Source organism: Microbacterium sp., assembly GCF_011620715.1.
Classification (GTDB): domain Bacteria; phylum Actinomycetota; class Actinomycetes; order Actinomycetales; family Microbacteriaceae; genus Microbacterium.
The window spans coordinates 29,492-41,624 of sequence record NZ_WOYP01000005.1 but is presented as its reverse complement, the minus strand read 5'-3'; the positions used below and the strand labels follow the sequence as shown (position 1 = coordinate 41,624).

The 12,133-nt window shown below is 68.4% G+C and carries 13 protein-coding genes and 1 pseudogene; 9 read left to right on the top strand and 5 right to left on the bottom strand.

Annotated elements, in window-relative coordinates; all coding sequences use genetic code 11:
- On the top strand, positions 1-527 hold a 527-nt coding region (locus QZV84_RS01160), incomplete at its 5' end, for a glycogen/starch/alpha-glucan phosphorylase (RefSeq protein ID WP_292824067.1).
- A 33-nt stretch (positions 528-560) separates the two neighbouring features.
- On the opposite strand, the gene QZV84_RS01155 is transcribed toward QZV84_RS01160, so the two are convergent.
- On the bottom strand, positions 561-1,292 hold the full coding sequence (locus QZV84_RS01155) for a glutamine amidotransferase (RefSeq protein ID WP_292824064.1): 732 nt from the start codon (positions 1,290-1,292) through the stop codon (positions 561-563).
- Positions 1,293-1,466: 174 nt separating this feature from the next.
- On the opposite strand from QZV84_RS01155, the gene QZV84_RS01150 reads away from it, so the two are divergent.
- Together QZV84_RS01150 and QZV84_RS01145 are read left to right on the top strand one after the other, a co-directional pair.
- Entirely contained in the window at positions 1,467-1,700 is a 234-nt protein-coding gene (locus tag QZV84_RS01150) for a response regulator (protein WP_292824061.1), read from the top strand.
- Positions 1,687-2,328 (top strand): CYTH domain-containing protein, encoded by a 642-nt coding sequence (locus tag QZV84_RS01145; protein WP_292824058.1) that lies wholly within the window; start codon positions 1,687-1,689, stop codon positions 2,326-2,328. The genes QZV84_RS01150 and QZV84_RS01145 overlap by 14 nt, the downstream gene beginning before the upstream one ends.
- 12 nt (positions 2,329-2,340) lie before the next feature.
- On the opposite strand, the gene lpdA is transcribed toward QZV84_RS01145, so the two are convergent.
- Both lpdA and QZV84_RS01135 read right to left on the bottom strand, forming a co-directional pair.
- The gene (lpdA, locus tag QZV84_RS01140; protein ID WP_292824055.1) at positions 2,341-3,741 is read right to left on the bottom strand and encodes a dihydrolipoyl dehydrogenase; all 1,401 of its coding nucleotides are present in this window, start codon (positions 3,739-3,741) and stop codon (positions 2,341-2,343) included.
- 9 nt (positions 3,742-3,750) lie between these two features.
- Positions 3,751-4,455: a copper resistance CopC family protein gene (locus tag QZV84_RS01135; protein ID WP_292824052.1), complete on the bottom strand. Its 705-nt coding sequence runs from the start codon at positions 4,453-4,455 to the stop codon at positions 3,751-3,753.
- Positions 4,456-4,623: 168 nt separating this feature from the next.
- Between QZV84_RS01135 and QZV84_RS01130 the strand changes: the two genes are divergently transcribed.
- On the top strand, positions 4,624-5,016 hold the full coding sequence (locus QZV84_RS01130; protein ID WP_292824079.1) for a hypothetical protein: 393 nt from the start codon (positions 4,624-4,626) through the stop codon (positions 5,014-5,016).
- Positions 5,017-5,045: 29 nt separating this feature from the next.
- Here the strand turns inward: QZV84_RS01130 and QZV84_RS01125 are convergent, their stop codons facing one another.
- Entirely contained in the window at positions 5,046-5,411 is a 366-nt protein-coding gene (locus QZV84_RS01125) for a hypothetical protein (protein WP_292824049.1), read from the bottom strand.
- A 173-nt stretch (positions 5,412-5,584) separates the two neighbouring features.
- On the opposite strand from QZV84_RS01125, the gene QZV84_RS01120 reads away from it, so the two are divergent.
- From QZV84_RS01120 to QZV84_RS01110, 3 genes are all read left to right on the top strand, one after another.
- Positions 5,585-6,091 carry an FHA domain-containing protein gene (locus QZV84_RS01120; protein WP_292824046.1) on the top strand — a complete coding sequence of 169 codons (507 nt, stop codon included), beginning with the start codon at positions 5,585-5,587 and terminating at the stop codon, positions 6,089-6,091.
- Positions 6,091-6,780 (top strand): MerR family transcriptional regulator, encoded by a 690-nt coding sequence (locus QZV84_RS01115; RefSeq protein WP_292824043.1) that lies wholly within the window; start codon positions 6,091-6,093, stop codon positions 6,778-6,780. Before QZV84_RS01120 ends, QZV84_RS01115 begins: the two co-directional genes overlap by 1 nt.
- A 111-nt stretch (positions 6,781-6,891) precedes the next feature.
- Entirely contained in the window at positions 6,892-7,434 is a 543-nt protein-coding gene (locus QZV84_RS01110) for a MerR family transcriptional regulator (protein WP_292824040.1), read from the top strand.
- 70 nt (positions 7,435-7,504) lie between these two features.
- Here QZV84_RS01110 and QZV84_RS01105 read toward each other — a convergent pair whose 3' ends face one another.
- Positions 7,505-8,314 carry a ParA family protein gene (locus QZV84_RS01105; protein ID WP_292824037.1) on the bottom strand — a complete coding sequence of 270 codons (810 nt, stop codon included), beginning with the start codon at positions 8,312-8,314 and terminating at the stop codon, positions 7,505-7,507.
- A 73-nt stretch (positions 8,315-8,387) separates the two neighbouring features.
- Here QZV84_RS01105 and QZV84_RS01100 point away from each other — a divergent pair, with 73 nt between their 5' ends.
- Positions 8,388-11,795 (top strand): pyruvate carboxylase, encoded by a 3,408-nt coding sequence (locus QZV84_RS01100; protein ID WP_292824035.1) that lies wholly within the window; start codon positions 8,388-8,390, stop codon positions 11,793-11,795.
- 56 nt (positions 11,796-11,851) lie between these two features.
- Positions 11,852-12,133 (top strand): annotated as a pseudogene (locus tag QZV84_RS01095) (hypothetical protein); the annotation flags it as partial.

Below are 12,133 nucleotides of genomic sequence, written 5' to 3'. Positions count from 1 at the left end.
TTCCTGCCGCCGACCTGTCCGAGCAGATCTCGCTCGCCGGCAAGGAGGCCTCCGGAACCGGCAACATGAAGTTCGCCCTCAACGGCGCGCTCACGATCGGCACCGACGACGGCGCGAACGTCGAGATCCGCGAGCTCGTCGGCGACGACAACTTCTTCCTCTTCGGCATGAGCGAGCCCGAGGTCGAGGCGCTGTGGGCCAAGGGCTACAAGCCGAGCGAGTTCTACCAGGCCGACGACAACCTGCGCCGGGCGCTGGATCTCATCGCGTCGGGCGCATTCTCGGCCGGAAACCGCTCGACGTTCGAGCCGATCGTGTCGAATCTGCTCTACGACGACCGCTTCATGGTGCTCGCCGACTACTCGTCGTACATCGCCGCCCAGGCGAAGGTGGATGCCGCCTACGCCGACCCGGAGGAGTGGACGCGGTCCGCGATCCTCAACGTCGCCCGCAGCGGCTTCTTCTCCTCGGACCGGTCGATGCGTGACTACATCGACCGCATCTGGCACACCCCGCCCTCGTTCTGAGCCGGGCGCCGGCCGGGCGGTCAGCGGTCGGGCTCAGCGGGCGTAGCGCTCGGCGAACGTGCGCAGGATGCGGCTCGGATGCGACACCGGCGCCCGGCGCACCGCGGTGAGGGTGACGTGCAGCTCGTGCGGCGCGAAATACCCGTGATCGGCATAGGCATGGATACGGGTGGTGATGCCGTCCACGTCGAGCTCGGGGTGGAACTGCGTCGCGTACACGTTCCGGCCGACCCGGAACATCTGCACGGGACACAGCGGCGATGACGCGAGCAGGACAGCGGATGCCGGAAGCGAGCTGATCGCCTCCTTGTGGCCGACGAACGCCTCGAAGGTGCGCGGCAGCCCGTGCAGGAGCGGGTCTGCGGCACCGGCATCCGTCATCGTCACCGGAACGACACTGACCGGCTCAGCGTGCGTACGGTCGATCGTCGCGCCGAGGAACGCGCCGACCGTGCCGACGCCATAGCAGGCGCCGAGGTACGGAAAGTCCCGCGCGACGACCTCATCGAGCAGCGCGGCGAACTCGGACTCGACGCGGTGCTGCACGGGTGACTTCTTCTCCGCCGCATCCGATGCATTGAACGGCCCGCCGCCGACGAAGATCCCCGACAGCTCATCGAGGTCGAAGGTGGGCATCGGCCCCGCTTCGAGACGCACCCGCACGAGCTCGCTCTCGGACAGTCCGGTGTACCGGCGGAACTGCGCGTACTCCTGATCGGCGGGCAGGTCTTCGGCCCGGGTGGCGAGCAGCACGAACGGTTTCACCACGCCAACCTACCTTCCTGTGGGCGGGGCATCCGTCACGAGGGACGCACCGCGTGAAGGTGGCGACTTCCGCCGCTTCCTCCGCGCAGCTGCGACGATTGCCGCCACCTGATCGCGGTGGCTGTCCGCCCCCGCCTCCGCAGCGTTTGCCGACCGCGGGACTAGGGTGAATCCATGGCTATCGCACGTCTTCACGGCGGACCCCTCGACGGGCAACTTCTTCCCCTCGACGACCCGGAACTCGACAAGCTCATCGTTCCCTACAGCGAGACTCAGGTCGTCTATGAGCGCAAGGGCGGCCTGGAGAACACCGGGACCAGTGACGGCCCCACCGAGGCCGAGTTCTGGTTCGTGGAGTCTGAAGGCGAAATCGACCCGTACAGCGATACGGCACGTGACCGCCGCTGACCCGTCAGCACCATCCTCCGAGCCGTCTCGTTCCGTCGAGATAGAGCTCAAGTTCGATGCGGACGACACCACACCGCTGCCTGAGTGGACCGGGCTGCCCGGCGTGGCGTCCGTCGGCGCGGCAGAGCTTCGCAAGCTCGACGCGCGGTATTTCGACACCGCCGAGTTCGCGCTCGCGTCAGCGGGCTACGCGCTGCGCCGTCGCAGCGGCGGACCTGACGCAGGCTGGCACATCAAGGGCCCGCGCATCGGCGGGGGGCGCACCGAACTGCACTGGCCGCTCGGAGACCAGGCAGACGAGGATGTGCCGGATGCCGTCCGCTCGGCGCTCGCGCCGGTCACGGATGCCGAGCTTCACCCGATCGCCCGCATCCTCAACACCCGCACCGCCTACGCCCTGAGCGCGGCCGACGGGGGACTGGTCGCCGAGTTCGTCGACGACCGCGTCACGGCGACCGATGTGCGCACCGGCGTGTCGCGCACCTGGCGCGAATGGGAGATCGAGCTCGGGCCCGCCGCCGAAGCCGACCCGCGCGGGTTCTTCGCCGCCGTGAAGGCGGCCGTGCTGGCCGCCGGCGGCCGGGCTGCGGCGTCCGCCTCCAAGCTCGCCCGCGCCCTCGGCTACTGACGGTACCGCGACTCAGAGGTTGATCATGTGGCCGGCGAGGCCGTGGAACGCCTCTTGCACGGACTCCGACAGCGTCGGGTGCGTGTGCACGTTGCGGGCCGCCTCCAGCGCCGTGAGATCCCACTTCTGCGCGAGCGTGAGCTCGGCGAGCAGCTCCGACACATCCGGGCCGATCAGGTGGCCGCCCAGAAGCTCGAGGTGCTCGCCGTCGGCGACGAGCTTCACGAAGCCGATCGGCTCGCCCAGACCGTTCGCCTTGCCGTTCGCCGAGAACGGGAACTTCGCGACCTTGACGTCGTAGCCGGCATCCCGCGCCTGCTGCTCGGTCAGGCCGAACGAGGCCACCTGGGGCGAGCAGAAGGTGGCGCGCGGCATCATGCGGTAGTCGCCGAGAGTCATGGTCTCGGCCTTGCCGATGGTCTCGGCGGCCACGACGCCCTGCGCCTCGGCCACGTGAGCGAGCTGGAGCTTGGCGGTGACATCGCCGATGGCATAGATGTGCGGCACGTTCGTGCGCATGTAGTCGTCGATATCGATCGCGCCGCGGTCGGTGAGCTTCACTCCGGTGCGCTCGAGGCCGAAGTTCTCGACGTTCGGCGCGAAGCCGATCGACATGAGCACCTTGTCGGCATCGATCGACTGGGTCTCGCCGCCCGCGTTCGGCGTGTAGGTCACCGTGACGTGGTCGCCGTGATCGGTGACGCTCTCGACCTTGGTCGAGGTGAGGATGTCGACGCCGTATTTCTTGTACTGGCGGGCGATCTCCTTCGAGACATCGGCGTCCTCGTTCGGCAGTGCGCGGTCGAGGAACTCGATGATCGTGACCTTGACGCCGTAGTGGGTCAGCACGAATCCGAACTCCATGCCGATCGCGCCCGCGCCCACGATGACGATCGATTCGGGCAGTTCGCGTGTCATTATCTGCTCTTCGTACGTCACCACGTTCCGGCTGAGCTGCACGCCCGGAAGCAGGCGCACCCGGGAGCCGGTCGCGATGATCGCGTTGTCGAAGGTGACCTCTTCGGTCGATCCGTCTGACTTGGCCACCGTCAGAGCGTTCGGACCGGTGAAGGTGCCGCGTCCTTCGTACTCGGTCACCTTGTTCTTCTTCATCAGGAAGTGGATGCCCTTGACATGCGTGTCGGACACCTTCCGGCTGCGATCCCACGCGACGCCGAAGTCGAAGTGCACATCACCCGAGATGCCGAACAGCTCGGCCTTGTCGTGGAACGTGTGTGCAAGGTCGGCGTTGCGCAGCAGCGCCTTGGAGGGAATGCATCCCACATTCAGGCAGACACCGCCCCAGTATTTCTCCTCGATGATCGCAACGGAAAGACCGAGCTGGGCTGCTCGGACGGCCGCGACGTAACCGCCGGGACCGGCGCCGAGAATGGCGACGTCGTAGTGAGGCATGCATCAAGCCTATCGGTCGGCAGGAGGCGCAGAACCGGGTGTCGTGCCCTCTCCGAGGGTGCCTCCGGGCGTCCGCTCGAGCGCCTTCCGCCGCCGCGCGCGGGACACCAAGAGGTAGGCGATCGCACCGAGCACGGCCACGCCCATCACCGCGAGCAGAACCCAAGGAATGGATGCCGCACCGCTGTCGACCGGGACCGCGGACTCGACGGGCGTGGGCGTCGCTGTGTCGGTGGGGGTTTCGGTCGGCGTCCCGGTGACGGTGGGACTCGCCGTCGGAGTCGGGGTCGGCGCCGTCGCCACGGAGAACTGGAACTGTCCCGAGATCGGGTCCCCGTCGCTGGAGACGACCTTCCAGAGCACGGTCACGATTCCGGATGCCGCGCCGCTGAGCTGCTCTGTCAGCGGCTGCGTCACGATCGTGCCCTCCACCAGAGGGACGCCCTCGGCGAGCGAGGCGCCCGAAGCATCCGTCACCTGCAGCTCGGTAGCGCCCGGGTCCGTCGCCAGCACGCCGCTGAAGGTGAGCGTGAGCTGTTCGGGCAGCGTATCGAGGGCGGAGCCGGCGGGCGGATCTGTGGAGACGAGCGCGTCGTGCGCGCTCGCGGGGGAGGCGACCAGCAGGCCGGCTGCGGCCAGGAGCAGTGCGGCCACGGCTGCGACGATGTTGTGACGGCGTCGGAAGGAGTGCGGGGGAGCGGTGTTCGCAGGCATCCTGTTCAGGCTACGCCGCGTCCGCCAGCCCCGAAGCATGTGACGGGCGGGTGAACCGACGCTGAGCCCCCGGCGACCCGGTGACGCGGGAGGCGGCGAGGAGTACCGTTCGAAGCAGGCGGCGGATGTCGTCGCGTGGTGAAACGGAAGGAGCGTGAGGTGGACTCGATGATGATGGACATGATGGCCAAGGACATGTCGATGGCCGGCATGAGCGCCGCGATGGACATGCAGCTCATGCAGGCCTGTATGGACGCCTGCTCAGCCTGCGAGCAGGCGTCTGCGGTGTGCTCGACGCAGATGATGGATTGCGCGCCCGCGTGCATGAACTGCGCCGACATGTGCAACACGATGATGCGCACGATGCTGCGCATGCAGGGCGCGACACCGGCGGTCATGATGTCGATGCTCGACGCCTGCATGGCGATGTGCCAGCTGAGCATGGACATGTGCATGCCGCACGCCGACACGAGCGAGGTCTGCAAGATGTCCGCCCAGTCGTGCAAGGCATGCATGGACGCCTGCATGGCGCTCAAGGACAGCATGATGAAGATGGCCTGACGGTCACCGCACGAAATGCTGCGGGCTGACTAGCCCCGCAGCACGTCGAAGCGCAGCATGTTGAAGCGCAGCGACCCCACGGCGAGCACGTCGTAACGGCCGTGGAGTGCGACCGGCGCGCCGGTCACCGCGTGGCGCGCTGCCCCGGATCCGCTCCACAGTTCGATGCGCTCGCCCTCGGCGACCGTTCGCACCACGACGACACCCCGGTCGGCGTCCGCCTCTTCGACGATCGCGTCGACCCACTCCGACGGCGTCGCTGACGACAGCCGCGCCTGGATCAGGTGGAGGGCGTGACCCGGTGCGAACGAGGAGCACGACTGGCCGCGGGCACACATGCACGCAGCACGCTCACGCACCTGAAGGGGCGGAAGGGGGCGGTGCGGGCTGGACACGACGGACTCCTCGGAAGTAGGTTCGGTTGCTCGTCAGGCTAGGCGGCCCGCCCCCCGGCGGTCGCCTCAGGTGACACACGGCGAAACATGCGGAGCATCGTGAACGAGCCTGGATCCGACCCTCTCGGAGGCTGGTCGATCCGTTACGCTGGGACCCCAGAAGGAGGAACACCGTGGAGGAGAACCGCCAACCCGAGCCGGACGAGATCCGCAGGGCTTCCGGAGCGGGCGCCGCGGGGGAATCGCAGGGCACCACCGATACGACGCAGACTTTCGGACACGACTCCGACCTGTCGTTCGTGCCGTTCGGGAGTGATCTGAGCGACGCCGAACTCGACGCGATCGAGGCGCTGCCCACCGGTGCGGCCCTGTTCATCGTGCGCTCCGGACCGACCATGGGGGCCCGCTACCTGCTCGACACCGATGTGACGACCGTGGGCCGGCATCCCGAAGCCGACATCTTTTTCGACGACGTCACCGTCTCTCGCCGTCACGCCGAGATCACCCGGACCGAATCGGCGTTCGAACTCGTCGACCAGCGCTCGCTCAACGGCACGTACGTCAACGGCGAGCGCGTCGATCGCGCTGTGCTGGCGAACGGCGCCGAAGTGCGCGTCGGCAAGTTCCGGCTGAACTTCTTCGTCTCGCCTGCCGACCTGCCGCAGGTGGCGGACGGCTGATGCCGGCATCGTCAGCCCGCGAACGTTCATCGTCCGCGGGGCTTCTCAGCATTGGCCAGGTCCTGGCGCGGCTCTCGCCCGAGTTCCCCAATCTGACATCCAGCAAGCTGCGATTCCTCGAGGTCCAGGGCATCGTCACGCCCACCCGCACCGACTCCGGCTACCGCAAGTTCTCGCAGGACGACCTCGAGCGACTGCGCCTGGCCCTCACCCTGCAGCGCGATCACTACATGCCGCTCGTGGTCATCCGCGAGTACCTCGCCGACGTCGACGCCGGCCGTGATCCGGCTCCGCCGACGGCGATGCCGCCGTCGATCGTGGCGGCGCCGCGCCGGTACCGCCGCGAGGAGCTGCTCGTCGCCTCCGGCGCCGCGCCGCAGCTGCTCAACGACGCGATCAGCACCGGTGTGCTCATCGCCGCGGACGGCTACAACGATCAGGCGGTCGCGATTCTGCGGGCCCTCGTCGCGCTGGATCGGCACGGGATCGAGCCGCGGCATGTGCGCACGCTCCGCCAGAGCGCCGAGCGCGACGTCGCACTCGTCGAATCGGCGCTTTCTCCTCTGCTGCGCCGGACGGATGCCGCATCCCGCGCCCGTGCCAGCGAGCTGGCCCCGGAGCTGGCCAAGCGCCTCGACGAGGTGCGCGCGATCTTCGCCCGCGCGGCCCTCGACCGTATGCTGTCCTGACACGCGGGTCGCGACCGCTCCGCGACACGCCGGGCCGCGAATGCGGATGTCGTTGCCCGGCGGCTGGGCCCCATCTAACGTTGACATGTCCGATCATCAAGGAGGAAGCGTATGAACGCTCACGACGCGGACGAACCAAAGTTCGTCGCCGACCTCCTGTTCACCGACGGACTCCCCGAGATGGACGACGAAGTCGGCTACCGTGGCGCCGTCGCGGCTCGCGTCGCCGGTATCACCTACCGCCAATTGGACTACTGGGCCCGCACCGAGCTGGTCGAGCCCACGGTCCGCGGCGCGTCGGGCTCCGGGTCCCAGCGGTTGTACGGCTTCCGCGACATCCTCGTGCTCAAGCTCGTGAAGCGACTTCTCGACACCGGCATCTCGCTCCACCAGATCCGCACGGCGGTCGAGCAGCTGCGCGCATCCGGCATCCGCGATCTGGCCGGCACCACGCTGATGAGCGACGGCGCTTCGGTGTACCTCTGCACATCGAACGACGAGGTCATCGACCTGGTCAGCCGCGGTCAGGGCGTCTTCGGCATCGCCGTCGGCAAGGTTCTGCACGAGGTCGAGTCCACGCTCGTGGACTTCGACGCGCAGGCTCCGGACGCGATGGACGAGCTTTCGGCTCGCCGCGCCGCGCGCTCGGCCTGACGACGACGCTTCGACCAGCTCAGCGACCGGTCAGTGACTGCGGCGACCGGTGGTGCGGCGCGGACCTGACTCAGACCGTGGTGCTGCCGGCGGTCGGGATGCGACCGGTGCGCATGACGCGGTCCAGCAGCGCGTCGAAGTCGGCCGCGAGCTCCTGAGCGGAGTCCCCGGGCCAGATGTGCAGGGGCTTGGCCGCACCCTGCGCCTGCTGCAGCGACGTGCGCTCGGGCAGCTGGGGCGAGAGCACGAGCGGGCCGAACATGTCGCGCAGCTCCTTGATGCGGAACTGGTGCTCGATCGACTGCGGGCGCACGCGGTTGACGACGATGCCGAGCGGCTGCAGGCGGGGGGAGAGGCCGCGGCGGATCTCCTCGATCGCACGCAGCGCGCGGTCGGCGGCGGCGACGGAGAACAGTCCCGGCTCAGTGACGACGATCACTCGATCGGATGCCGCCCACGCGGTTCTGGTGAGGGCGTTCAGCGACGGCGCGCAGTCGATCAGAACGAGGTCGTAGTCGGCCTCGATGGTCGCGAGGGCCTCTTCCATCTTCCAGACGTCGCGCACCGAGGGGTGCGGGCCGTCGAAGTTGATCGCCGACGGGCTGCCGATCATGACGTCGATCGTGCCGGGGTGCACCTTCGCCCAGCCGCTCGTCGTGATCGCCTGGCGGACGACCTTCTCCTTGGGGTTTGCGAGGACGTCGGCGACATTGAGTCGGCCCGCGACCTGGATATCCATGCCGGTGGACACATCGGACTGCGGGTCGAGATCCACCACGAGAGTCCGAACTCCCCGCGCGAATGCCGCGGAGGCGAGTCCCAGAGTCACGGTTGTCTTGCCGACCCCGCCCTTGAGCGAGCTGACGGAGAGTACGTGCACAATCCACCACGTTACCGTCCCCTAGGCTGACAGCACACTCAGCCCGATCCCAAGGTCACTCAGCGAGGTGTGAATGTTCCGCAAGATCCTGGTCGCCAACCGCGGTGAGATCGCGATTCGAGCCTTCCGAGCCGCCTACGAGCTGGGCGCCCGCACCGTCGCGGTGTACCCCTACGAGGACCGCGGCTCGATTCACCGCCAGAAGGCGGACGAGTCCTATGTCATCGGCGAACCGGGTCATCCGGTGCGCGCATATCTCGATGTCGACGAGATCATCCGCGTGGCGCTGGCGTGCGGAGCGGATGCCATTTACCCGGGCTACGGATTCCTCTCCGAGAATCCGAAGCTCGCCGCACGCGCCGCAGAGAACGGCATCACCTTCATCGGACCGCCGGCGAAGGCGCTCGAGATGGCCGGCAACAAGGTCACCGCGAAGCACTACGCGATCGCTGCGGGTGTTCCGGTGCTCCGCTCGACCGAGGCGTCGGAGGATGTCGACGAGCTCGTCGCCCAGGCCGCCGGCATCGGTTTCCCGATCTTCGTGAAGGCGGTGGCCGGCGGCGGCGGCCGCGGCATGCGCCGCGTCGAGAGCGCCGCGGCGCTCCCGCCCGCGATCGCCGAGGCCATGCGCGAGGCCGGTGCTGCCTTCGGCGATGCGCGCGTCTTCCTCGAGCAGGCCGTCGTGCGTCCGCGTCACATCGAGGTGCAGATCCTCGCGGACGCGACAGGCCATACGGTCCACCTGTTCGAGCGGGACTGCTCCGTGCAGCGTCGGCATCAGAAGGTCATCGAGATCGCGCCCGCGCCGAACATCTCCGACCAGTTGCGGGCGGCTCTTCACCGCGACGCGGTGGCCTTCGCCGAGTCGATCGGCTATGTGAACGCGGGCACGGTGGAATTCCTGGTGGACACGGCGGGTGAACGCGCGGGCGAACACGTCTTCATCGAGATGAACCCCCGCATCCAGGTCGAGCACACGGTGACCGAAGAGGTCACGGACGTCGACCTCGTTCAGTCGCAGATCCGCATCGCCGCCGGTGAGACCCTCGACGACCTGGGCCTGAACCAGGACAACATCGTGCTGCGCGGCGCCGCCCTGCAGTGCCGCATCACCACGGAGGACCCCGCCGAGGGCTTCCGCCCCGACACCGGGCGCATCACGACCTACCGTTCGCCCGGTGGGGCCGGCATCCGCCTCGACGGGGGCACCACCGCGGCCGGTTCGCAGATCAGCCCGCACTTCGACTCGATGCTCTCGAAGCTGACGTGTCGCGCCCGGGACTTCCCCTCGGCGGTCGCGCGCGCCAAGCGCGCCCTCGCCGAGTTCCGCATCCGCGGCGTCGCCACCAACATCCCGTTCCTTCGTGCGGTGCTGGATGATCCCGCGTTCGTCGCTGGCGATCTCAGCACGGCGTTCATCGAAGAGCGCCCGGATCTGCTGAACGTCCACCACTCGCGCGACCGCGCCACCAAGCTGCTGAGCTGGCTGGGCGACGTGACCGTGAACCGCCCGTATGGCGACAAGCCGGTCTCCGTCTCGCCCGGCAGCAAGCTTCCGGAGATCGACATCTCGGCCGCGCCGCCGTCGGGGACGCTCGATCGGCTCCGCGAGCTGGGCCCGACAGGGTTCGCGCAGGCGCTTCGCGCGCAGGTGCCGCTCGCAGTGACCGAGACGACGTTTCGCGACGCCCACCAGTCGCTGCTGGCGACCCGGGTCCGCACCCGCGATCTCGTCCGCGTCGGACCGCACGCAGCGCGGATGACGCCGGGCCTGCTCTCGGTCGAGGCTTGGGGCGGCGCGACCTACGACGTCGCTCTGCGCTTCCTCGCCGAAGACCCGTGGGAGCGACTGGCGGCGGTGCGGGAGGCGATCCCGAACATCCCGATCCAGATGCTGCTGCGCGGTCGCAACACCGTCGGCTACACACCCCGGCCGGACGAGGTCGCCCACGCGTTCGTCCGGGAGGCTACGGCCACGGGCGTCGACATCTTCCGCATCTTCGACGCCCTCAACGACGTCAGCCAGATGCGTCCGGCGATCGATGCAGTGCTGGAGACGGGCACTGCCGTCGCGGAGGTCGCGGTCTGCTACACGGCCGATCTGCTCGATCCCGCCGAGTCCCTCTACACGCTCGACTACTACCTTCGCCTCGCGGAGAGGATCGTGGAATCCGGCGCCCACATCCTGGCGATCAAGGACATGGCGGGACTGCTGCGGCCCGCGGCCGCGGCGAAGCTCGTCACGGCGCTGCGCGAGCGCTTCGGCCTTCCGGTTCACCTGCACACCCACGACACCGCCGGCGGCCAGCTCGCGACACTGCTCGCCGCGAGTGCCGCGGGAGTGGACGCGGTGGATGCCGCGGCCGCACCGCTGGCCGGCACGACCAGTCAGCCGTCACTGTCGGCGCTGGTCGCCTCGCTGGCTCACACCGAGCGCGACACCGGACTGGACCTCTCGGCTGTGAGCGATCTCGAGCCGTACTGGGAAGGTGTCCGTACCCTGTACAGCCCGTTCGAGTCGGGCCTTCCGGGGCCCACCGGCCGGGTGTACCACCACGAGATCCCGGGAGGGCAGCTCTCCAACCTCCGCCAACAGGCGATCGCGTTGGGCATGGCCGATGACTTCGAGCGCATCGAGGACATGTACGCCGCCGCCGATCGCATCCTCGGGCGCATCCCCAAGGTGACGCCGTCGTCGAAGGTCGTCGGCGACCTCGCTCTGGCCCTCGTCGCAGCGAACGCCGACCCGGCCGATTTCGCGGAGAATCCCCAGAACTACGACATTCCGGATTCCGTGGTCGGCTTCATGGCGGGGGAACTGGGCGACCTGCCCGGAGGCTGGCCGGAGCCCTTCCGCACGAAGGTGCTCGCCGGACGACAGATCTCCATCGACGTCCCGCCGCTCACGGACGCGGAGCGCGACGGACTGGCGGGCGACACCGCCGCGCGACGTCGCACGCTGAACCGGCTGCTCTTCCCCGGTCCTGCGAAGGACTTCGAGGCCAATCGCGAGGCCTACGGCGATCTGTCGGCTCTCGGCACGCCCGACTACCTCTATGGGCTGAAGCCGGGCGAGGAGCACATCGCGGAGATCGACCCGGGCGTGCAGCTGTATGTCGGGCTGGAAGCGATCGGCGAGGCTGATGCCCGGGGCATCCGGACGGTCATGACGACCTTGAACGGGCAGCTGCGTCCGGTGTACGTGCGCGACCGCAGCATCGCCGTGGAGTCGCGCCAGGCCGAGAAAGCCGATACGTCCAGGTCCGGTCAGGTCGCCGCGCCGTTCTCGGGTGTTGTCACGCTCAAGGCCTCCGTCGGCGACGCCGTCCTGGCGGGTCAGCCGGTAGCCTCCATCGAGGCCATGAAGATGGAGGCGGCCATCACGGCGCCCGTCGACGGGGTCGTGGAGCGGATCGCGATCGGGGAGACTCAGCAGGTGGAGGCCGGCGACCTTTTGGTCGTCATCCGCCCTGGACAGTAGCCTGGAGGGTGCGGCATCCCCCCGCGCAACGATTTTCTGTCTTTGGAGATACCGCAGTGACGCCCGATCGCACCGACCAGACGCACGCAGATGATGCAGAGAACGAGCAGAACGGCGTCCTTTCCGACACCGGAACACTCGAGACCTCCGGCCTCGGATTTCTCGGCGGCCAGACCGAGCAGGTCAGTGTCGCGTTCCCGTCGGACTCCGATGACGACCTGGTCGACGACGACGTGATCGACGACGAGGTCGCGCTGGATTCACTGGGGTTCTCCGACGAGAACGCTGTCGAAAGCGGCGCAGCGACGGTCGACGAGTTCGTCGGCACGGCCGAGATC